Here is a 22429-nt window from a genome sequence, read left to right as displayed (position 1 = left end):
ATGGAGTGATTGAAATGAAAGCTATGATTATTGAGAAATTCGGAAAAGATGTGCCATTATTGATGGCTGAGAAACCAATGCCTGAGATCGGGGAAATGGATGTACTGGTGGAAATTAACGCTGCCAGCTTAAATCCTATCGATTTTAAAGTAAAGGAAGGAAAGGCAAAATTCCTGCTCAAGTATGATATGCCTTTAATCCTTGGAAATGATTTTTCTGGAATTGTCATTAAAGTTGGCAGCCGGGTGAAAGGATTTATATCCGGAGATGAAGTTTATGGTAGACCACGCAAAGGCCGGATCGGGACATTGGCCGAATATATTGCTGTTCATCAGGATGACATCTCACTAAAGCCGCGGAACCTGAGCTTTGAAGAAGCGGCGTCGATACCGCTGGTCGGACTCACAACTTATCAAGCCTTTCACGATATTTTGAAGCTCCAAAAGGGCCAAAAAATTCTGATTCATGCCGGCTCAGGCGGCGTAGGCACCTTCGCCATTCAGTTGGCTAAATTAATGGGTGCTTATGTCGCAACTACTGCAAGTGATAAAGGTTATGAATTGGTCAAATCACTGGGTGCAGATCAAATCATTAACTATAGAAAAGAGAATTTTGAAGAGCTGCTTACGGGATATGATGCGGTTTATGATACTTTAGGCGGCGAAGTCTTGAAAAAATCATTTCAGGTGCTGAAGCCAAATGGAAAAATAGTATCCGTCTCCGGCTTGCCAAACGCAAGATTTGGTAAAGAAGCACAATTAGGCTGGTTGAAGACAACTCTTTTATCTATCGTGAGCCATAAACTCACAGCACTTGAGAAGAAAACCCGGACAAGCTACCACTTCCTGTTCATGAAACCGAGCGGAGCCCAATTAAAGATAATTAAGGGCTTTATTGAGGAAGGGCACATTAAGCCAGTCATTGATAAGGTGTTTAGATTTGAAGATGCACCACAAGCACTCAAATACCTTGAAGGCGGGGGTGCCAAAGGGAAGGTAGTCGTTAAAATAAAGTAATTCCATGGGCTTAGAAACTGCTTACAACCGATGAAGACCTTTAATTAAATCCATAAATGTTTTTGGGATGAGGAGACGTATTATGAAACTTATTTTGAAATGGAAATGGCCCATTGTTGCTTTATGGGTTGCTGCGGCAGTATTACTGATTAGCTTTATGCCTGATATGGGTCAGTTGATTCGGGAAAAAGGGCAGGCTGGTGTTCCAGAAAAATATTCTTCCAAACAAGCGGACCGGCTGCTTAGAGAAATGAATCAATCTGTTAATGAAAATGAAATGCCGGTCATCGTTGTGTTTCATAATCGGGATAAGCTGGATGACCGGCAAATGGATGAGATTAAAAACGCCGTCCGCGAGTTGGAGCAGCAAAAATCTGGCTTGAAAATTGTTTCAGTGATGTCTCATATTAATAACGAGGATATGCAAGAACAGATGCTCTCTAAAGATGGAACTACAGCACTGGTCCTGGTTACAGTTGATATGGGCACCCATTCCAAAGAAGAGATAGGTAATCTCCTGACAGAGAGATTAAACAATGTCCAGGTTGATCATTATCTTACCGGATCTGAGCTGATTATGGAGGATTTCGTAAAGACGACTCAAGCAGGCATTAAGAAGACAGAAGGTGTTGCTGTCGCCTTTATCATTATCGTCCTGATTTTGATTTTCCGCTCGCCGGTTACACCTGTTATTTCACTGATTACTGTAGTTTTAACTTTTTTGATTTCCCTGGGTACGGTTACCCAACTGGTTGATAAATTTGACTTTCCTTTCTCCGGATTTACACAAATCTTTTTAGTTCTGGTCTTGTTCGGAATTGGGACCGATTATATGATCCTGTTGTTTATGCGGTTCAAAGAAGAATTAATCCGGCAGGAATCTACATTGGAAGCTATTATTCAAACCTATAAAACTGCTGGCAAGACGGTATTGTATAGCGGAATCGCGGTATTAATCGGTTTTAGCAGTTTGGGACTTGCTGAGTTTCAGTTATTCAAATCAGCATCAGCTGTCGGCATCGGCGTCGGGTTTTTGCTCTTGGCGTTGTTCACCATCGTACCCATATTTATGGGGCTTCTCGGCCGCATAAGCTTTTGGCCTTCCAAAGCGGCTGCTGATCATAATGGGAACAAGGTGATCTCTGCGATCACAGGCTTTGCTGTAAAGCGTCCTATTTGGGGAATCATCATTACTTTGATCGTTGCAACACCGATTTCCTTATTCTATTCAGGGCATCTGAGTTACAATTCTCTGGAGGAAATTCAAGATTCATATCCGTCAGTCAAAGGCATTCATATTGTCTATGATCATTTTCCAGCCGGGCAGGCTTCGCCTACAACGCTCGTAATAAAAGCAGAAGAGCCACTGGATACGTCAGTGAATTTGACTTTTATCGATACGCTGACCAGGCAATTAATTGCTATTGATGGGGTAGATAAGGTGTTTAGTGCAACCCAGCCTCGTGGAGAGAAAATTCAAGAGCTATATACCCGTGATCAGTCCTCAAGGTTGAGTGAAGGAATCGGCAAGGCGAATGATGGGGTCAATACAATTAAGGACGGATTATCTGCTTCAGTTGACAGGATTGCTACAGTTCCGCTGCATGAATTTAATAGAGTTAATGAATTGGTATCGGGTACAAAAAGAGTACAAGAGGGGATCGGACAGTCCATTGAGGCTTTGAGCAAGATTTCTGTTGGTCTAGGCAAAGGAACTGCAGGAGCAGATGAATTGAAAAAGGGTTTGCACAGTCTGAACGGAAATTTGGCAAAGCTCAAAGATTCAACTGCTACAATTAGCACGAGTCTGCCCAAAATTACAGGAGGCTATCAAACCCTTTACGCTCAATATGACAATATTGAGCGCTCACTGGATGCTATTTTATCCGTTTCCCAAAACATGAATGATGCGGTCGTCCGTCTGGAGCAATCAAATGAGGAACTGAAATCCAATCCGGATTTTGTACAAACAAAGAGAGCATCAGCTGCGCTTCATGAGCAATTGGCAAGGCTAAGTGCAGGAATTACGAAATTAAACGAACAGTTTAATGTGGTAAACGGACAGCTGGTTCGTATGCAGGAGGGAATGCAGCAAATTCAGCTTGCTCAGGAAAAGCTCAGTAAAGGCTCTGAGCAATTGGCGACAGGAGCAACCCAGCTCCATGAAGGTCTTGTCCAAGGCACTCAGGGACAGGGGCAGGTTACAAGCAGGATGCCAGCTTTAATTGAGGGACTGAAAACAATCGAGCAGGGGCAAACTGAGCTGAATAAAGGCTTGAACAGTTTGGCAAGCAGCCTTCCGCAACTGGAAAACGGACTAGGGGACAGTGTTAACGGTTTGCAGGAGATTTCTGATGGTTTGAAGAGTACAACAGATTATTTAAATGAAGTTGTGAGAACGAGTCCATCCGAGACCTTCTTTATCCCGGAAGAAATACGTACGGGCGAAGCTTTTTCCAAATCATTGAATATGTACATGTCCAAGGACAGACATGAAGCAAAATGGATGATTATTTTAAAGGATGATCCTTATTCCTCTCAGGCGATGGAGACGGTGAAACAAATTCAGGACAGATATACACAACTAATCCAGCAATCCAAATTTGCCGGGGCTGAGTACGGCATTGGGGGCATATCATCTCAAAACCAAGATCTCAATACGATGTCTACTGGAGATTTCATAAAGACAGCAATCATTATGCTATTAGGGATATTGATATTCCTGATTGTGATTACCCGCTCTTTGTGGATTTCGTTTGGAGCAATTGTATCCTTGGTATTGGCTTACCTTACCGCACTGGCAGCAACGGAATGGATTTTCAACACATTTACAAACTATGAACATCTGACATGGACGATTCCATTCTTCTCATTTATTATGATCATTGCTCTAGGTGTAGATTATAGTATCTTTTTAATAATGAGGTATCTTGAATATAAGGATTTGAATCCTCGTCAAGCTATCTATGAAGCGATGAAGCATACAGGGGGAGTCATTGTCTCGGCAGTCTTGATTCTTGCAGGTACGTTTGCCGCGATGATTCCATCGGGAGTATTAACATTGCTGCAGCTTGCAACGGCTGTCATTATAGCTTTGATCTTACTGGCTGTATTGTTTTTACCCTTGTTTTTACCAGCATTTATTAGTGTTTCTAAGCTTCGGGTTTTTGAAGAAAAAGCCGACCGGTTCTTCTAAGAGACTGCATTTAAAGCAAGTATAATTCTTAAACGGTATTATACTGAAAAAAACCATCCCGATCTTTTCAGCGGGATGGTTTTTATATCGCAGTACATTGAGAATTCAAGCGAGGTTAATTTTTGTTCCCCAAAAAATGCTGAATGAACGATGCCCAATGCCCAATGCTAGCAGCAAATACTTAACGTTTAGGATAAAGCGGATAATCAACCGCTGTTGGGACGTCAATAAGAATTAAGCGTAAAGGCTCATCGGCTGCCTGAATGATGGCTTCAAAGTTGTTATCCGCGCGGACGACGATGAAATCCCGGTGCTTAAATGAAGAAGCGGACGTGTTCGCTTCGCTATTTGCCCATGTACCGCTGCCACGAATAGCAAGTGCTGTAATGGTGCGGCCTGCGGCAACCTGATGGTGGTATTGTTTGCCCGGCTCAATTGTAACGTCCCATACCCGGGCATCCGCTGTAATAGAAATTGGAGCTCCTTCACCGATAACTGTCTTTTTCACTACACCATTCTCTTCGAAAATCGGGAACTGCTCATGCTCGTATTGATTGTAAGTCGGTTGAACCTTGAGAGCTTCCTGGATATGCGGTTCAAACCAGATCTGGAATCCTTCCATATCGGGTCCAATGAAACGTTCCTCATGGCTGACACCGGAGCCGGTTTGCATAACCTGCGCGCCGCCAGCGCCGACTGTGCTGCGTGTGCCGAGGGTATCGCCATGCTCGGCACTTCCTTGAACCATATAGGTCATAATTTCAAAACCCTGATGCGGATGCAGCGGAATGTGGCCATCATTCTCTGATGTTGCCCATACCCAGTAAAACAGAGGGCCGACCCTTTTCACGACCGAGCCTTCCCCAGGGAAGCCGATCGGTTTTTGCTCCTTGATTTTACCGCCATCAAAAGCGCCTGTTGCTTGCAGTGTTGGACCGTAGATTAAAGTTTGCATCATGTATTCCTCCTCGAATAGGATCAATCGTAGTGATCGGAATGAACCGGAAAAGATTGATATCTTAAAATTAAGATAAATTAGCATAGGTATTTCATTTGTTATTGCAAAACGATGGTTCAACTGTAAATTATCTTTATTTCGAATATCTTAATTTAAAGATAAATTATTTCGGAATAAATGTCAAGCATGAATCCGGATGTCTATCTGGTCGAAAAATGTGTAAACAATAAGGAATTTATTTCAATGACTTGGGGCAGAATACCTGAAGGCTTCGCTGGGGATTAAAGCCTGGCGTTGTCCGAAGAGAATACGAGGAGTTGAAAGCAGATGGCAAAAGACCACAGACATAATCATGATGAGGCAGAAGAAAGACATACGACAAATGCCGCTGATACAGGTGCAGGTGAAACTGCAGGCACTGTAAGTGGAGGCGTTGTTGGTGCAGTTGTAGGTTCTGCTTTGGGACCGCTCGGAACAGTTGCAGGCGGTATCGCCGGAGCAGCGCTAGGCAACAAAATTGCTGAGAGCGCTGAAGACGAGGATACTGTCGACTAAGAATATAATAAGATGTATGCAGAAAGGGTCCGGGGAATCCCGGGCTCTTAATTATTTTTCATACGAACAAATACTGGATAAATATATTTCTTTACTGATCGTTCCCGTAATGATATGATGTCTGTGGCAGGAATAAAACAGAGTTTTAAGCAATGAAGTTTAGCAGTTTAAATTTCAAATAAACAACTTCATGCAAATTTTTTCACCTTAATTAGAATGATCATTCCCGAAACGTGATGGCTTTCTAATTCCTACCTCGACAATAAAATTTAAAGGAGAAGATCAATGATGACAACAACACAAAATCTTACGGGTAAAGTTGCTTTTGTTACTGGAGCTACACGCGGCATTGGCGTGGAAACCGTGCGCGGTCTGGCCCGGCTGGGGGCAGAGGTAATTATCGGCGCCCGCGATGCCGAAAAGGGAGTTCAAGTAGCCGAACAATTGAAACAAGAAGGGCTCAAAGCAGTGAGTATCAAAATTGATGTCAATTCGACCGAAGATCATGCTGCGGCTTATAGCTATATTCATGAGCATTACGGGAAGCTTGATATCTTAATTAATAATGCGGGCATTCTAAGGGATGAAGAGAGTGTATCCGTGCCTATTGTAAACAGAACAAGCACGTTGCCGGAAAAAGACTTGCGGGAGACGTTCGATGTGAATTTCTTTGCCCCGATTCTATTGACGCGGGCACTGCTGCCGCTCATTCGGAAGTCGGATGCCGGACGTATTGTTAACTTGTCGAGTGTGCTCGGCTCTCTGACTTTGCATGCTGACCCTGCGTCACCTATTTATTCCATAAAAACATTTGCTTATAACGCTTCCAAGACAGCGCTGAATGCTTTCACCATCCACTTGGCGCATGAGCTTAAAGATACGTCCATTAAGGTGAACTCCATTCACCCGGGATGGATTCGTACAGAGCTTGGCGGCAACAAAGCGGATCTGGATGAGGTGGAAGGCAGCCGCACAAGCATTCTTATGGCAACTTTGCCGGATGATGGTCCAACCGGCGGCTTCTATCACTTGGATAGCCCTCTGCCTTGGTAATGCTGTGTGTTTTTGCGGCTCTCCAAGCTTAGCCTAATGGCTTCCTCATACATTTGCAATGAGCTGACTTTGCGGCATATTCGATGCTGTGAAGTCAGTTTTTTTCAATTTAGCCTTTAAATCACCCTCTGCTAAATGATTCACATGATAAAATAAAGGAAAGGATTTTATTTCTCACGATGCCATCTATTAAATTAAAAAGGCCATGTAAGAATAGCCATAGCACAACGAACAGGGCATTTGGAATAGATGTCGGAGAACACAAGGAGAATAAGATTATGAATGGCGACCAGCATATTTGCTTTTACAAAGGATTCACGATTCAGAGGCTTGGGCATCAGGAGGTTGCCGCCATGCAGCGGCTGCAGAAGGAAGTCGTTCTGGGCCTCCCCGACAATACCCTCTTCGTCTCGGATGGAGAAGACTATTTTCATACGCTGCTGGAAGAGGGCGGCGAAATATATGGGGCATATTTTGAGGGGAAACTCACTGCGTATTCCGTGCTTGCCCGGCCCGGGACAGGGGAGGGCAATTTGGGACGTGAATTCGGCGTAACCGAAGAGGAACTGCCCAAGGTCTGGGTGCTTGACTCCACAGTCGTTCATAAATCGGCACGAGGCCAGGGGCTGCAGCGGTATTTCAGCGATTTGCGGGAACAGCGCGCCAGACAATTAGGCGGCTTGTATCTCTATTCAACGGCTCATCCCGATAATGAAGCAAGTGTCCGCAATTTGCAGGCTGCCGGGCTTGAAGTGCAATTTACCCGGGTCATGTATGGAGGCGTATTAAGGCATTGCCTGGCTAAAAGGCTTTAATTGTACTTGGTATTTGACTAAATTACGGTATGTTTTTGAATGACAATTTCCAATCAATTATGGTATAGTTTCCTCAAATATCTGCATAGTTCAAGCAGGAAATAATAGGGGAGACACGCGATGGATTACTTCCAAATGAGTGAGCAAGAGCTTAGAGTTCATGAAGCAAGTCTGGCAGAACAATATGAGGCTTACAAGCAGCAGAAGCTGAAACTGGATATGTCCAGAGGCAAGCCTTGTCCGGAGCAGCTTGGGCTGTCCAAGGAAATGCTGGATACTGTGACCTCCGGGAGTCAGCTGCAAGCAAGAGACGGCTCAGATTATCTGAACTACGGAGGCATTGACGGCATACCGGAAGCGAAGGAATTGTTTGCTGATATTTTGGGCGTAAGCCCGAAGGAAGTCATCATAGGAGGCAATGCCAGCCTGAATATGATGCACGACACTATTTCCAGAGCGATGCTGCATGGTTTGCGCGGCAGCAAGGAGCCATGGGCGAAGCTTCCCAAAGTGAAATTCATTTGCCCAAGCCCCGGGTATGACCGGCATTTTGCAATCTGTGAGCTGTTTAATATCGAGATGATTGTGGTTGGCCTGACACCGGACGGTCCGGATATGGATGCGGTTGAGAAGCTGGTTCTTGAGGATGAATCGATTAAAGGAATCTGGTGCATGCCGAAGTACAGCAACCCGGAGGGCATTACGTATTCGGATGCGACCGTGGAGCGGCTTGCACGGATGACAACGAAAGCAACCGATTTCCGGCTCTTTTGGGATGATGCCTATAACGTTCATCATTTGACGGCAACTCCTGATCCATTAAAAAATATTCTCTCTGCCTGCAAGGAAGCAGGCAACCCTGACCGTGTCTTTATTTTCAGCTCTACATCCAAGATTACGTTTCCCGGAGCCGGGGTAGCTGTTATGGCCGCAAGCGAGGATAATCTGAATGCCATCCGAAAACAGCTCTCCGTACAGACGATTGGCCCGGATAAAATTAACCAGCTCCGGCATGTCCGCTTCCTGAAGAATCCGGAGCAAGTACAACTGCATATGGAAAAGCACGCCGCTATTATAAAACCTAAATTTGATCTGGTGCTGGACAAGTTTGAACATGAGTTTGGCGGGAGCCGGATTGCATCCTGGAGCAAACCAAACGGCGGTTATTTCATTAGCTTGAACACCCTGGACGGATGTGCCCGAAAGGTTGTCCAGATGGCATCAGAAGCTGGTGTCACCTTGACTGGTGCAGGTGCGACATTCCCCTATGGACAGGACCCAAGGGATTGTAATATTCGTATCGCGCCTACATATCCATCGCTTGCGGAATTGGAAGCCGCCATTGATGTGCTGTGTGTGTGCGTGAAATTGACAAGCATCAGGACCATTTTATCCAAGTCCGCTTGATCCCGCGCCGCGAGGGCAGCAGCCGTTGATCCGTTCTTTGTAGCATGCTCTAGAACGCATATGAGCCACTTGTTCATGTTGATGAACAAGTGGCTTTTTAATCATCTATAGCTAATTTTGACGATAGGGTAATCAATGCCTGATCTGAAAATGTCCTTCCCATTCATGAACACCTTCCTCAAGACGGTAGGCCTTGAACCCATGCGCTTTAAATTTCTCCGCCGCCAACGCCGACATGACACATAGCGGCCCCCGGCAATAAGCGATAATTTCCACGCCTTGAGGCATTTTCGCCATAAATTGCTCCAGATCATCCATCGGTACAGATACAGCCCCCGGGATATGTCCGGCTTCATACTCATCTGCAGGCCGCACATCGATGAACGTTATCTCATCCTGATTCAATTTTTCAATCACTTCATCCATCGTCAGCGTCTGGATATCGTCCAGATGATTTAAGAACTCATCTTTAATTTTACTGATATCCGGCAGCTGCTTTTCACTGATCCGCCACAAGGAGGACATGAAGTCGATAATCGAAGGATCAGCCAATGAATAAAAGACATAGGTACCTTTTTTTACGGATTTGACCAGCTTGGCATCATTTAAAATCTGGAGATGCCGCGATACGTTGGGAATATTCATTTCTGTAGCGTTTGCCAGCTTTTCTACCGATTTGGGACCCTGTGACAGCAAATTAAGAATTTCAAGCCGTTTATCACTCGACAGGCTTTTTCCGATTCTGGCCATTTGTTTATAAGTATCCTCTTTGAAGGCCTTCGCAGGATTCAGCAGATGCTCCATAGTTGTCACCCCCGATTCATTCCAGATTTGAAAAAATCGGCAATAGCCGCTTTCACGCCATTACCGATCCAAAAATTAGTCTAATACCGCTGTTATATGGGCTTTCGTAACCGACCAGTGGGAAGTGGTCCAATATTTAGCTTTATCCTTGACGAAAATAATTTGCGGTGATTCATGCTTCACGTTCAAGTCCTCAGCAATCTGATTCGACACGGGACGGGATTCAATCACCTTTACAAGTGTGTAGTCCACGTCTTGATTTGGTTCAGCCTGCAAATATTGTTCGAATTCATGAAGCGCGTTGGAGCTGACCGGACAAGTTGTACTATGCTTTAAAATAACCTGGCCGCGAGCGGCAGACTTTTCAACAATTTCATTCCACTCTTCAAGAGTCGTAATTTCTTTCCAGTTCATATGGACGTGCTCCCTTCGTTTTATGTTCGTCTAAGCATGTAAAGAAAATCAATTGATTGATTGAATTGTAATCATGTTTTTGTCCATAGTCAAGTCGCAAATTAAAGAGGCAAGTAATAGAGTGTCCAATGCTTTATCACCTATATTAACCAGCTAGGAGAATGCTTGTATTGCCAGTTTGGTTCAATCCCGAGCTATTTACTGGGTTGACGGGTCAAATTATATTCCATTATAATTCAATCAATTAATTGATTAATGAAATACTAATATCAGCCGATTTATGCCAATTGATTTAAATTGTAAGAGCTTAGGGGGATGGAAATGTAAATGGCACTAGTAAAGGATTTAGAGAAAGAACCGGGAGCTCTGCAGAGCTACATAGATTCACCCGAGAAGAAGCGGCAGCTTTACCGGAGAACGATGATTATTGTTATTCTCTCGCAAATTTTTGGCGGGGCAGGGCTTGCAGCAGGTGTGACGGTTGGCGCGCTCCTGGCCCAGAGTATGCTCGGTACGGACAGCTTTGCAGGTGTTCCGGCTGCTTTATTCACATTGGGGTCTGCCTTGGCTGCCTGGCTGGTTGGACGGTATTCACAGCGGTTTGGACGCCGGTTGGGCCTCGGGTTTGGTTTTCTGGTTGGTGGCGCGGGTGCAATTGGAGTCGTACTGTCTGCGATCAGCAATAACATCGTACTTCTATTATTTTCCTTATTCATTTATGGCTCGGGTACGGCAACGAATTTGCAGGCAAGATATGCAGGAACAGATTTGGCGACCTCCAAACAGCGGGCGACCGCGGTCAGTCTGGCTATGGTGTCGACTACCTTCGGAGCAGTGGCCGGGCCAAGCATGGTGGGCGTAACCGGCAATTTTGCAGCATCTCTCGGAATTCCGAGTCTGGCCGGGCCGTTTATGCTGGCGGCAGCGGCTTTTATTGTGGCGGGGATTGTGATTCTGATTTTGCTTCGTCCTGATCCGCTTCTTGTAGCGGGTGCGATTGCCAGCCATGAGAGCAAACAGCAGGGAGCAGATGCAAACAAAAGCAGTCACACGGCGGGAAGCCAGCGGGGAATTATTATCGGGGCTACCGTCATGATTCTGACGCAAATTGTGATGGTCTCCATTATGACCATGACCCCTATTCATATGAAGCATCATGGGCATGGGCTGCAACAAGTCGGGCTTGTAATCGGTTTTCATATAGCATCCATGTATTTGCCTTCACTGCTGACTGGTATTCTGGTGGATAAAATCGGCCGTAAAGCGATGGCTGTCGCTGCGGGGATCACCTTGCTGCTCTCTGGCATCATAGCTGCTACCGCTCCTGGAGACTCTATGCCAGCCCTGATTATTGCGCTATGTCTGCTCGGACTGGGCTGGAATTTTGGCCTGATTAGCGGAACAGCCCTGATTGTAGATGCTACGACCTTTCAGAACCGGGCCAAAACCCAGGGCTCCGTCGATGTGCTGGTCGCGCTGTCGGGCGCATCCGGCGGCATGCTCTCCGGCATTGTTGTCGCTCATTCCAGCTATGCTGCGCTTTCGATCGGAGGAAGCATTCTTTCACTTTTGCTGATCCCTGTTATGTTCTGGGCATCTAAGCGATAGCTTTCTTAGATTTTCATTGTTATAAATATCTTTTTTGAATGAATACAGAAGCAAATCGATATTTCACCAATGCCTGCCGTCCCGCTATAATCGAGGTACCTTAAGAGGAGGTAGTTGCAAATGAAATATCGAATATTGGGTACAAGCGGCCTATCTGTAAGCGAGATTGCGTATGGCAATTGGATTACACACGGTGCCCAAGTTGACAATGATATCGCTTATTCATGTGTTCAAGCTGCATTGGATGAGGGAATCACTACATTTGATACAGCAGATGTCTACTCGGACACAAAAGCGGAAGTCGTCCTGGGTCAAGCATTGAAAGGGATACGCCGGGAAAGCATTGAGCTGTGCACCAAGGTTTTCCACCCTACAGGAAAGGGAGTCAATGATCGGGGGCTTTCCCGAAAGCACATAATAGAAGGCTGCCATGCCTCATTGAACAGATTGCAGACGGACTACATTGATGTTTATTACGCCCATCGTTTTGATCCCGCCGTGCCGCTTGAAGAAACCTTTTTGGCTTTTTCAGATTTGGTTCGCCAGGGAAAAGTGTTATACATTGGAATAAGCGAGTGGAATGCGGAACAAATTGCGAGGGGTGCTGCATTGGCAAGGGAGTTGAAGGTGCCGCTGATCGCGAGCCAGCCCCAGTATTCAATGCTGTGGCGTATAATTGAAGCTGAGGTTGTCCCTGCTTGCGAACAAGAGGGAATAGGGCAGGTAGTCTGGTCACCGCTTGCCCAAGGAATATTATCCGGAAAATATAGTCCAGATAAAGCGCCACCGCAAGGATCACGCGCGTCGACTGCGGCGGGAGCTCCATTTTTTGATCGGTTGGCTGGCCAATGGATGCGACCGGAAGTTTTGCTTGCGGTATCGAAGCTCTCCACCCTTGCACAGGAAGCCGGATTAACGCTGCCGCAGCTTGCAATCGCATGGGTGCTGCAAAATCCGCAGGTATCCTCGTCCATCATTGGGGCATCTAAACCAGAGCAAATAAGAGAAAATGTGAAAGCTGCAGGCATTCGTCTTGATCTCGATTTGATGAAGCAAATTGATCAGACTCTGGATGGATGGATTGAGTATGATCCGGGGAAAACCGGATGATAACCGGGCTAATCATGATTACTTTCTGTTGAACAGATGACTTCCATGGACTCCACAAAGGCTGACAAGGCGGCATGATCACCGTCTGTTCTCCAAGCGGCATAGAGGTGAACAGATGGTGTCTTTTCCTCAAAGGGCAGAAAGACAACGCGGCTGCGGCTAAATGTTGAAACCGAAGATGGAACGATGGAAACGCCCAGATTAGCAGCCACCAAATTTACAATGGTATACATCTGAACGGCTTCCTGTACTACATCCGGATAAACGCCGTGTTGCGAGCAAAAGCCCATAATAAGGCTATGAAATGTATTCCCCAAATGGCGCGGAAACAGAACGAACGGCTCAGATTCCAATGAACGGACAGATACTGCATGTCGTGTGGATAACGGGTGTTGTTCAGGCAATACGGCAATCAGAGACTCCCTTGTGATGGTACGATACTCAATATGCCTGGCCGGCTCAATGGAGCGGAGGAAGCCAATATGAATGGTTCCGTCCAGCAAGGCCTGCTCTTGCTGCGCGGAAGTCATCTCGCGTAAAGTAAGCTGTATCTGCGGAAAGTGCTCCCGGAAATTTTTAAGAATATCAACCATGATCCCGCCAGCAGCCGAGTCCACGAATGCAATAACCAAGTGGCCGCTAATTCCTTGACTAGCCAGTTGTGTTGTTTTAATAGAGCGATCCAATTGCGCTAAGATCATTTTCGCCTCTTCTAAAAAAACTTTCCCCGCAGGTGTAAGATGAACCTGTCTTTTTGTGCGTTCCAGCAGTTTCACGCCAATTTCATTCTCCAGAGCTTGAATTTGCTGGCTAAGGGGAGGTTGTGTCATCCTCAATTTTTCAGCAGCACGGTTGAAATGAAGCTCTTCGGCTACTGCAATAAAGTATTTTAATTTTCGTATATCCATCCGTTCACCTCTCATCCCTATGTTTTCCTCTAATAAGTATACGAATCTCCAAACTGAAATGAAAGAAGCCAGGCAGGCTTATGATTCATAATGGAGTATGGTAATATAAGGTAGGCCATACAAGCAGGAAATGGGGGGGGATTCCATGCCGGATACGAAGTTGCATACCTTAAAAACGATAGTGGAGAAATATAAGCAAGACCACATATTAGAACACTATGATACATTGACAACTGCCCGGAAGGATAAGCTTCTTGAACAGATTCAGACGATTGATTTTGCAGGTCTGCACGAATTGTATACGCATAGCGGAGCAAATGAAGAAGTGAAAGCTTTAGACGTGGCTCCATTGTCCGTTCCGGGCTGGAATGAGCTGGCTGCTGACCGGGGAAGCTTGGAGAAGACAGGATGGGAACTGCTCCGGGAAGGCCGGGTAGCCGCTCTGCTTGTCGCAGGCGGACAGGGAAGCCGCCTGGGCCATAGCGGACCTAAGGGTACCTTTGATATTGGGCTGCCGTCGCATAAATCTCTCTTTCAACTGCAAGCCGAACGGCTGCTTAATCTTGGGAGGCGCGCAGGGACAGTCATCCCATGGTGCATCATGACGAGTCCGGGCAATCACGCGGATACGGTGAATTTTTTTGCACAACATAACTATTTTGGCTATGACCAGGACCAGCTCTTTTTCTTCAATCAAGCTGTCATTCCGGCTCTGGATCAGGATGGCAAAATGATTCTGGAGACGCCTTGGAGAATATGCAGCGTTCCAAATGGGACTGGAGGATGCATCCCGGCCTTGCGCAGTTCCGGCATTATGGACAAGCTTAAGGAGCGGGGCGTGGAGTGGTTTTTCTATTATAATGTCGACAATGCACTCATAAAAATTGCGGACCCGCAATTTATCGGGTTTGCTCATGCGGCGGGCCAGCCCATTGCGTGCAAAGTTGTTGAGAAGCGGGATGCGGATGAAAAAATCGGGGTTGTCTGCTTGCAGGATGGACGGCCGTCGGTTGTGGAGTATAGCGATTTTTCGGAACAGCTCAAGCAGCAGCGGGATTGCAAGACCGGGCAGCTGGTGTTTGGCAGCGGGAATATATCCATCCATCTGTTCCATCTTCGTTTCCTGGAGGAAGCTTCTCAGCAGAAGCTTGTACATAAGGCCGTGCAAAAAGAAGTACAGACCGACTGGGGGCCGGTGCTTGCTTATAAGTATGAAGCATTTATATTTGATCTGTTCGAATATGCTTCAGGCATGAGTCTTGTCAGGGTGGACCGGGAGGAAGAATTTGCCCCGGTTAAAAATTCCGCCAGCCCGGATAGTCCCGGAGAAGCCCGGGAACTGGTACTGAATTTGCACCGGAAGTGGTTTGAAAAGCTGGGTGCGCCTGAAAACTTGATCAAGGGCCGTGAAATCGAAGTCTCCCCCTTAACCTCGTATGACGGGGAAGGGCTTGTGACGGGGATGCTCGACAATCAGGAGAACCCGTTGTTAATCTGAAAATAAGGCGCAGCTTGCACGCATATTGAGGGCTAACCGGTAACAGTTGGTTAGTCTTTTTTGTTGGTAATCTTTCATTTAAAGCATCTAATACCTTGACGCGGATGAATTCCTGCCCGTACACTAATAGCAGTGGGATTGAGCTGACACATAGCTGCAGATGAACAATGCGTTCATTTGCGGCTTTTTTATATCCGTTTTTTAATTTTGAAAGGAGGTGAAAGGCATGAACATGCTGCTGACACTATTGCTAAGCAAAGACTAAACGAAAAACATGGAGGATGAAAAGCATGAGGCCAAAACAGAGCTATACGATCTGGTTTTCACAGCGGACAGGGAGCACACTATTATGTGAAGCACTCAAGTCTACCGGGGTAGCAGGGAATATCGGTGAGCTGCTGCATGGGGTTGACCCGCATGCAATCAACAAAGACACAATGGAGCATGTATGGAAGGCAGGAACAACGCCTAATGGCGTTTTTGGTATCAAATTGAACTACGATCAGTCATTAGTGGACGCGTTCCGCAAGCTGTACGCACTCCCGGACACGGCTCCCACAGCAGAGGTTTGGAGTGCAGCATTCCCCGGTTCCACGAAGCATATTTTTATGACCCGCAGAAATAAGGTGAGGCTGGCAGTGTCGTGGTGGAGGGCGATTGTCTCCGGAGAATGGCACAGGCAGCATGGGGCAAAGCCGCAGGAGCATGAGCTTGCAGATCAGTATAAATTCGAGGCCATCCGGCATTTGGTTGAGGAATGCATGCTGCGCGAGGTCGCAATTGAGGACTTTATGACGGCGAACGGCATTGTGCCGATGACGATTGTCTACGAGGATTTTATCCAGGATTATGAGGGCACCGTGCTCAAGGTACTGGATTTCCTGGAAGTGAAGCCGGACAATGTGACCATTGCTTCTCCGGCATTTGACAGGCTGGCGGATGATACTTCTGAGCAATGGGTGCAGCGGTACCGCCGGGAGGTACAACAAAGTTATGAGAGGAAGGCGTGGTAAACATGTATCCGTCATATAGAAATCGCGCTAATCATAAGGCTGCATATTTGGATTCCACCTAGCGGAAATGTTCAGAAAAGATAGATGAACCGGGCCGCTTTTCCTCTCACAGGAAATTAAAAAGAATAGATGAAATGAGGAGAGGCTATGAAATCCGCAAGGCTGGAATCAATGATAGAAAAATTAATGAAGTCCAGTTCCAGTGTCCGGGAGACGAGGGTTCCGTCCTCCGGTGTACTATCTGTCAGCGACAGGGACGAGGTTGCTTTTGAACAAGGATACGGCTATGCGAACCGGAGCGGGCACATAGAGAACGAAGCGGACACACGCTTTAATATCGCGTCCGGATCCAAAATATTTACCGCGGTGGCGGTCTGCCAGTTGGTTGAGCAGGGATTATTGTCATTGGATACACGATTGAGTGATTGCACAGGATTCTCCTTCCCCTCATTTGATCCGGGAGTAACCGTGCACCACCTGCTGACACACAGCTCCGGCATACCGGATTATTTTGATGAGGAAGTCATGACCGATTATGAGCAGCTATGGCTTACAACGCCGATGTATACAATGACGTCAGTTGCCAGCTTCCTCCCCTGTTTCAAAATAAAGAGATGAAGTTTGCTCCCGGTGAACGTTTTGCATACAGCAACGCAGGGTTCATCGTTCTTGGGTTAATCGTGGAGCATCTTACAGGGAAGACATTTACAGATTATATAGAGGAGCATATTTTCCGGGCTTGTGGAATGGAGGATTCCGCATACTACCGTCTTGACCAGTTGCCTGATCGGACAGCCATCGGCTATATAGAAAATGATGAAGGCTGGAGAACGAATATATACAGCCTGCCGATCAAGGGGGCACCGGATGGCGGGGCGTTTACAACAGCACGGGATATGAACAGGTTCTGGGATGCGTTGCTCAGCCATCGGCTGCTAAGCAAGCAGATGACGGAGAGAATGCTCACACCGCAAATGCAGGACAATGAACATCTCCATTACGGATACGGGGTTTGGATCGTTATGATTAACGGTGAAATTTTCAAATACTTCGTGATGGGTTACGACCCCGGCAATGAAATGCAATCCGCAATCTATGCACAGTCAGGGCATAGGGTTCATGTCCTGACCAATTGCAATGGAGCTGCCGGAACAATTGTTAGCCAAGTCGATGACTTTCTCTGGGGAGAAAGCCGCGTTTAAATAGATTATTGTTTATTTACCCGATTTATTTTTAACACGATAAGTTATTAACCCGGTGAATGCATCCATTAACCTGCTTAATAACATGACATATAGATGAAGAAGCTGGCCAGGCTTCGGAGTCACACTGTCTGCCGATTACACAATTGAAGGGAAATACAGATGGAACAAAGGACAGATTACGCAACAAGCAAGGCATTCGCAAGACTGCTGCATGGTTCCAGATCGTATGGCTGGTGGTATGCCTTGCTTTTGCTGCTCGTTATATTCGCAGCGGCATCCGGTGTAGGATTCATGGATGCGATTCGCCGGATCGTGAGCGGGGCGACGACGAATCAACTGGAGCCTGTCTTTATGGGAGTGGCACTTGCGGTGGGGGTGACGATCGCCAAGGCTTCGCTGCATATCGCGCAGACCCGGGTGATGGCAACGATAAAGAATGCGTCAACAACAAAGCTCCAGTACGATACATTGCACCAGATGAGCCGGAAACGAATGCAAGCTCTGGATATGTATCATAGCAGCGATCTCGCAGCCCGGGTTCTTAATGCTGCAGTTGATGCGCAATCCGGGCTGAACGATAAAATGCTAATACTGCTTGCCAATGCAGTACAGGTTGTAATGGCTATGATGTATTTCAGCTGGCTTAATGTGACACTGACACTGGGGCTGATCCTGTTCACCCTGTTATATCCTGCATTGACATACCCGATTTCCAGGCGTCTTAGAATGCATTATGACAAGCGCGGGGATGAAATTGCTGATAAGGAAATCCTCCTGCAGGAGGTTATCCAGAGCAGTGAAGAAGTTCGCACCTATTCGCTTCAGACCCTGCTGTACCAGTCGCTGAGCAAGAAGCTGAATCGTGTGCTGTCCCGTTCACTGACTATTTCCCTGCTGGAGAGATTGTTCGAGTTTTTCAACCGTATTGCAACCTTTGGCGGTATGGTGTTCATTTTAAGCGTCGGCGGATTACAGGTAATGAATGGTCAATTGGAAGTAGGAGCGCTTGCTGTATTCGTTGTCACAAGCGGCCAACTGACAAACCCGCTTCGCAATATTTCGAAAATGTATACAGATATGATTGAATCTGTGGCACAGGCACAGCGGGTATTTACAATCGCGGATTTGCCGGAGGAGCGCGATACAGTCCCGGATATAAACACAAGTACAAGTGCTCCTGAAGCGGGAGCTGCCCGGACTGTCAAAGCGGCCATTGCATTTAATCAGGTTCAATACGCTTATGGGACTGGCAAGAAGGTACTGGAGAATATCAGCTTTCAGGTGAATAGGGGAGAAACGGTGGCGCTGGTTGGTGCAAGCGGCTCCGGCAAATCGACTATTCTAAAGCTGCTGCTGAGATTGTATGTGCCTGAACAGGGGGAGATTCACGCTTACGGGGAGCCGTTGGAGGACGGCCTTCTTGATCAGTGGCGGCAGGATATCGGTTATGTATCTCAGGACGCACTCATTTTTTCCGGAACGGTAAGAGAGCATATTTGTTTTGGCACATCAGGTGCGACTATAGAAGAGATAATAGCCGCCGCCCGGTTGGCTCATATTCATGAGCGCATTGCGGCCTTGCCACTAGGGTATGACACTCTGCTCGGGGAGAGAGGCATTCAACTTTCGGGGGGAGAACTGCAGCGGTTGTCTCTGGCAAGAGCGTATCTGCGTAGGCCGGCCTTGCTGTTGCTGGATGAGCCGACCGCCTCTTTGGATATTGACAATGAGAAGAAATTCCGGGAATCGTTCAGGGGCTTGTCAGCCGGAAGAACGACGATTATGGCTGCGCACCGGCTGGACACGATTCGTCGGGCGGATCAAATCCTTGTTCTGGATAAAGGGAGAATTGTGGAAAACGGCACACATGAAGCTCTTCTTCAACGTAAAGGCATCTATTATGCGATGGTGCAGGAGCAGCTTAGAAGGGGGGATTGGGGTGAATACACGGCGAAAAATTGATATGCGCAAGCAGTTGTCTATCATCTGGCAGCACACGAGACATTACTGGTTTCTATGGATACTTTTCCCGATGCTTATCGGGGTTGATATTGCCTTTGAGCTTGGGATAGCCAAAATACAGGGCGTATTCATCGATACCGTAGACAGCGGGACCAAGGAGCAATTGCTGAATGTCACGAAGCTGGTTACCGGCCTGCTGCTTGGTGCCATGTTATTGCTTGGCCTCCATCGCCATCTGATTGTCAAACTCTCCGGGCTTCTGAACCGCGATCTGACCTTGCGTCTATTTCAAATGATGAACCATCTACCGTATTTATCTCTTCGGAAGCATCATACCGGGAACCTGATGACCCGCATCAAGGATGATGTCACCCATGGCTCGGATCTGATTGAAGCAGCGATTGAATTTTTGACGGTTCTGTTTCTCATTTTACTATCCTTTGCTTACCTGGCACATATTGATCTGTTACTTGCCGTTATTGCCATTGCCAGCGTTCCGGTGCTGTTCTTTATTGGCCGTTTCTTCGACGGAAGAATTCGGGGGCAGTCAGCAGATGTTGAGGAGCATGAGGGCGAGCTGCGGGAGACGGTACAAGAATATGTGCAGGCGCTTCCTCTGGTAAAAGTGTACGGCGCAAGCAGCATTTTCCTTCGTCAATTCCGGTTGAAGCGTGAGCAACTGGGCAGGGCGGAGAGACGCCTAATGATGACGAATACGATCAGTGAGCATGTGACGGAGGCAGTATTTAATCTGATTTATACAGGTGCCTTGCTGTTTATCGCATTGGCAGCTGTCCGCAATTCGCTGACACCTGGTACTATCGTAACGTTTAGTGTGTTGTTTGAACTGGTCGTGTGGCCGGTTATCGGCCTGTCACATCAGTATAGCCGGGTACAGGAGGGAGTAGGCGCTTTTCACCGGGTCCAGCAATTTTTGGAGTGGAATGCATCCAAACCGGCGATCAGGACAGAAAATTTCAAACGGCAAGCCCCCGGAGTGTCAGCGATGATGGAGTCTCCGGTTCTTTCTTTGAACAATGTGAGCTTTCAGCCGGAAAATAGCAGACTTCCGATACTGAACGGAATCAATTTCACCTTGAGGGCCGGGGAGATTGTCGCCGTAGTTGGCCCTAGCGGAGCAGGAAAAACTACTTTCGCCAAGCTGTGCAGCGGACTCTATGAGCCGACAGAAGGGGATGTCTCTGTATATGGCTTGCCTGCCGCAAACTGGCTGCACAAGGGAAGAAGCGAGATCACTTATGTGGCGCAGCACCAGCATTTGTTCTCCGGTACGTTGAAGGAGAATATCAAGCTGGCTAATCCTCTGGCAGCTGACATAGAAGTTCAGATGGCGGTAAGAATGGCAGAGTTAGAGGATTATATTATGCAGCTGGAGCATCGATACGACACGGTTGTCAGTGAGCAGGCAGGCAATTTGTCCGGCGGCCAGAGGCAGCGTCTGGCACTGGCAAGATCATTCGTTCATGACAAGAAGCTGGTGATCATGGACGAGCCGACCTCTGCGCTCGATCCGGCGGTAGGGAACCGGGTAGCTGCTTCCCTGAAAAAGCATTTGGCAGGAAAATCTGCCATTATCATTACCCATCAATGGAACCTCCTCCATCTGGCAGACCGGATAATCGTTATAGAGCACGGGAGGATTGCAGAGGAAGGAACACAGGCGGAGCTTCTGCAGCATGATGGCTTGTTCAGGCGGTTTCATCAGATGGGCCCGGATTACTTCCATACGACCGCGTAGCTGCGGACTTTAGACAACAGCACTGGCATCACATCATACTTTCCCGATATTTCCAGACTGCTGTCCCATCCAGTATAATGAGTGGAGAACGCTATTTCACTTGTATAGGGGGACGGGTTGTGTTTCTAACGGTTATACTCAGCATCATCGGGGTCCTGATTCTGCTGCTAATTGCCCTCAGCTTTTACTTCTACAGGGTCGCCGTTGCGCGCGTATCCAAGTCATTTTTGAATAATGATCCGGGGCTGAAGCTGAATCCGAATATTAAGATCGATCTGGATGAGGAGCGCAAATGGTGGTCGGAGCAGCCCTTTCAATATTGGGAGCAGACGTCAGGCGACGGCCTGAAGCTGAAGGCTTATTATTTGCCTGCTGCAAAGCCGACTGCACGCACAGCGATATTGTCGCATGGCTATTCCGGGGATGCGAGCATTATGAAGAGCTTTGCCAAGCTGTATCATGAAACCTATGGCATGAATGTGCTGCTGCCGGACGCACGGGGGCATGGAATCAGCGAAGGCCGCTATATCGGCTTTGGCTGGCATGAGCGCCTCGATTACCTGCAGTGGATTCAACTCGTGCTGGACCGGTTCGGGCCGCAATCCGAAATTATATTGCATGGCGTATCCATGGGAGGGGCTACAGTCATGATGACGAGCGGTGAGAAGCTTCCCAAGCAGGTCAAATGCATCATAGAAGATTGCGGATATACATCCGTAATGGATGAACTATCCTATCAGTTGAAGCGGCTGTACCATTTGCCGCCGTTTCCGCTGCTTCAGGCGACCAGTCTGCTGACCCGTATCCGGGCCGGCTACTTCTTCGGTGAAGCATCTGCCATCAAGCAGGTGCAAAAAACAGAGAAACCGATGCTGTTCATTCATGGAGACAAGGATACCTTCGTGCCAAGCTCAATGGTGTATCCGCTCTATGAAAGCTGTAAAACCAGCAAACAGCTGCTTGTTGTTCCAGACGCAGGCCATGGAGAAGCCTACCTGGTCGACCCGGAATCGTATAAGCGGGAGCTGACCGCATTTCTCCAAAAGCATATGACAGGCCATGAACCCGGGACGGCATAGTCGCGGTTATAGCAAGGGGCTGCTCTGTAATACAGGGCAGTCCTTTTGCATAAACAAGGATTGTATATT

Annotated in this window: 17 protein-coding genes and 1 pseudogene; 14 read left to right on the top strand and 4 right to left on the bottom strand. The window is 47.2% G+C overall.

Translation table 11 applies throughout. The annotated features are described in order from the left end of the window. The first annotated feature begins 14 nt into the window (after positions 1-14). On the top strand, positions 15-1016 hold the full coding sequence (locus tag H583_RS0101680) for an NADP-dependent oxidoreductase (protein WP_028558959.1): 1002 nt from the start codon (positions 15-17) through the stop codon (positions 1014-1016). 82 nt (positions 1017-1098) lie between these two features. Next, on the top strand, positions 1099-4212 hold the full coding sequence (locus tag H583_RS31555; protein WP_051235847.1) for an MMPL family transporter: 3114 nt from the start codon (positions 1099-1101) through the stop codon (positions 4210-4212). 181 nt (positions 4213-4393) lie between these two features. Here the strand turns inward: H583_RS31555 and H583_RS0101670 are convergent, their stop codons facing one another. Further along, positions 4394-5167, bottom strand: coding sequence for a pirin family protein (locus tag H583_RS0101670; protein WP_028558958.1), 774 nt, complete (start codon positions 5165-5167; stop codon positions 4394-4396). A gap of 330 nt (positions 5168-5497) precedes the next feature. On the opposite strand from H583_RS0101670, the gene H583_RS0101665 reads away from it, so the two are divergent. The 4 genes from H583_RS0101665 to H583_RS0101650 all read left to right on the top strand — a co-directional run bounded on the left by H583_RS0101665 (position 5498) and on the right by H583_RS0101650 (position 9000). Then, the gene (locus H583_RS0101665) at positions 5498-5725 is read left to right on the top strand and encodes a glycine zipper domain-containing protein (protein WP_028558957.1); all 228 of its coding nucleotides are present in this window, start codon (positions 5498-5500) and stop codon (positions 5723-5725) included. Between the two features lie 285 nt (positions 5726-6010). Next, positions 6011-6778, top strand: a complete 768-nt coding sequence (locus H583_RS0101660) for an SDR family oxidoreductase (protein WP_245585816.1) — start codon at positions 6011-6013, stop codon at positions 6776-6778. Positions 6779-7056: 278 nt separating this feature from the next. Continuing rightward, positions 7057-7593 (top strand): GNAT family N-acetyltransferase, encoded by a 537-nt coding sequence (locus tag H583_RS0101655; protein WP_051235845.1) that lies wholly within the window; start codon positions 7057-7059, stop codon positions 7591-7593. Positions 7594-7713: 120 nt separating this feature from the next. Further along, positions 7714-9000, top strand: coding sequence for an aspartate aminotransferase type Ic (locus H583_RS0101650; RefSeq protein WP_028558954.1), 1287 nt, complete (start codon positions 7714-7716; stop codon positions 8998-9000). A gap of 132 nt (positions 9001-9132) precedes the next feature. On the opposite strand, the gene H583_RS0101645 is transcribed toward H583_RS0101650, so the two are convergent. After that, the gene (locus H583_RS0101645; protein WP_028558953.1) at positions 9133-9804 is read right to left on the bottom strand and encodes an ArsR/SmtB family transcription factor; all 672 of its coding nucleotides are present in this window, start codon (positions 9802-9804) and stop codon (positions 9133-9135) included. Between the two features lie 75 nt (positions 9805-9879). Further along, a complete protein-coding gene (gene ytxJ / locus H583_RS0101640) occupies positions 9880-10218 on the bottom strand; it encodes a bacillithiol system redox-active protein YtxJ (RefSeq protein WP_028558952.1) in 339 nt (112 codons plus the stop codon). Between the two features lie 327 nt (positions 10219-10545). Between ytxJ and H583_RS0101635 the strand changes: the two genes are divergently transcribed. Both H583_RS0101635 and H583_RS0101630 read left to right on the top strand, forming a co-directional pair. Beyond that, entirely contained in the window at positions 10546-11826 is a 1281-nt protein-coding gene (locus H583_RS0101635; protein ID WP_028558951.1) for an MFS transporter, read from the top strand. Positions 11827-11946: 120 nt separating this feature from the next. Further along, positions 11947-12936 (top strand): aldo/keto reductase family protein, encoded by a 990-nt coding sequence (locus H583_RS0101630; RefSeq protein WP_028558950.1) that lies wholly within the window; start codon positions 11947-11949, stop codon positions 12934-12936. Between the two features lie 8 nt (positions 12937-12944). Here H583_RS0101630 and H583_RS0101625 read toward each other — a convergent pair whose 3' ends face one another. Continuing rightward, complete coding sequence (locus H583_RS0101625) at positions 12945-13844, bottom strand: LysR substrate-binding domain-containing protein (RefSeq protein ID WP_028558949.1); 900 nt, start codon at positions 13842-13844, stop codon at positions 12945-12947. A 145-nt stretch (positions 13845-13989) separates the two neighbouring features. Here H583_RS0101625 and H583_RS0101620 point away from each other — a divergent pair, with 145 nt between their 5' ends. From H583_RS0101620 to H583_RS0101595, 6 genes and pseudogenes are all read left to right on the top strand, one after another. Then, a complete protein-coding gene (locus tag H583_RS0101620) occupies positions 13990-15342 on the top strand; it encodes a UTP--glucose-1-phosphate uridylyltransferase (RefSeq protein ID WP_051235843.1) in 1353 nt (450 codons plus the stop codon). A gap of 290 nt (positions 15343-15632) precedes the next feature. Beyond that, entirely contained in the window at positions 15633-16355 is a 723-nt protein-coding gene (locus H583_RS0101615) for a Stf0 family sulfotransferase (RefSeq protein ID WP_028558947.1), read from the top strand. Positions 16356-16526: 171 nt separating this feature from the next. Further along, a pseudogene (locus tag H583_RS38035) lies at positions 16527-17557 on the top strand (serine hydrolase domain-containing protein). A 162-nt stretch (positions 17558-17719) separates the two neighbouring features. Beyond that, the gene (locus H583_RS0101605) at positions 17720-19522 is read left to right on the top strand and encodes an ABC transporter ATP-binding protein (RefSeq protein WP_028558946.1); all 1803 of its coding nucleotides are present in this window, start codon (positions 17720-17722) and stop codon (positions 19520-19522) included. Then, positions 19500-21281 carry an ABC transporter ATP-binding protein gene (locus tag H583_RS0101600; protein ID WP_028558945.1) on the top strand — a complete coding sequence of 594 codons (1782 nt, stop codon included), beginning with the start codon at positions 19500-19502 and terminating at the stop codon, positions 21279-21281. Before H583_RS0101605 ends, H583_RS0101600 begins: the two co-directional genes overlap by 23 nt. Positions 21282-21400: 119 nt before the next feature. Further along, the gene (locus H583_RS0101595) at positions 21401-22360 is read left to right on the top strand and encodes an alpha/beta hydrolase (RefSeq protein ID WP_028558944.1); all 960 of its coding nucleotides are present in this window, start codon (positions 21401-21403) and stop codon (positions 22358-22360) included. Positions 22361-22429 lie beyond the last annotated feature (69 nt).

The sequence above is a fragment of the Paenibacillus pinihumi DSM 23905 = JCM 16419 genome, from assembly GCF_000422505.1.
GTDB lineage: Bacteria > Bacillota > Bacilli > Paenibacillales > Paenibacillaceae > Paenibacillus_D > Paenibacillus_D pinihumi.
The sequence above is the reverse complement of the archived record's forward strand: the minus strand, read 5'-3'. Positions and strand labels throughout refer to the sequence as shown.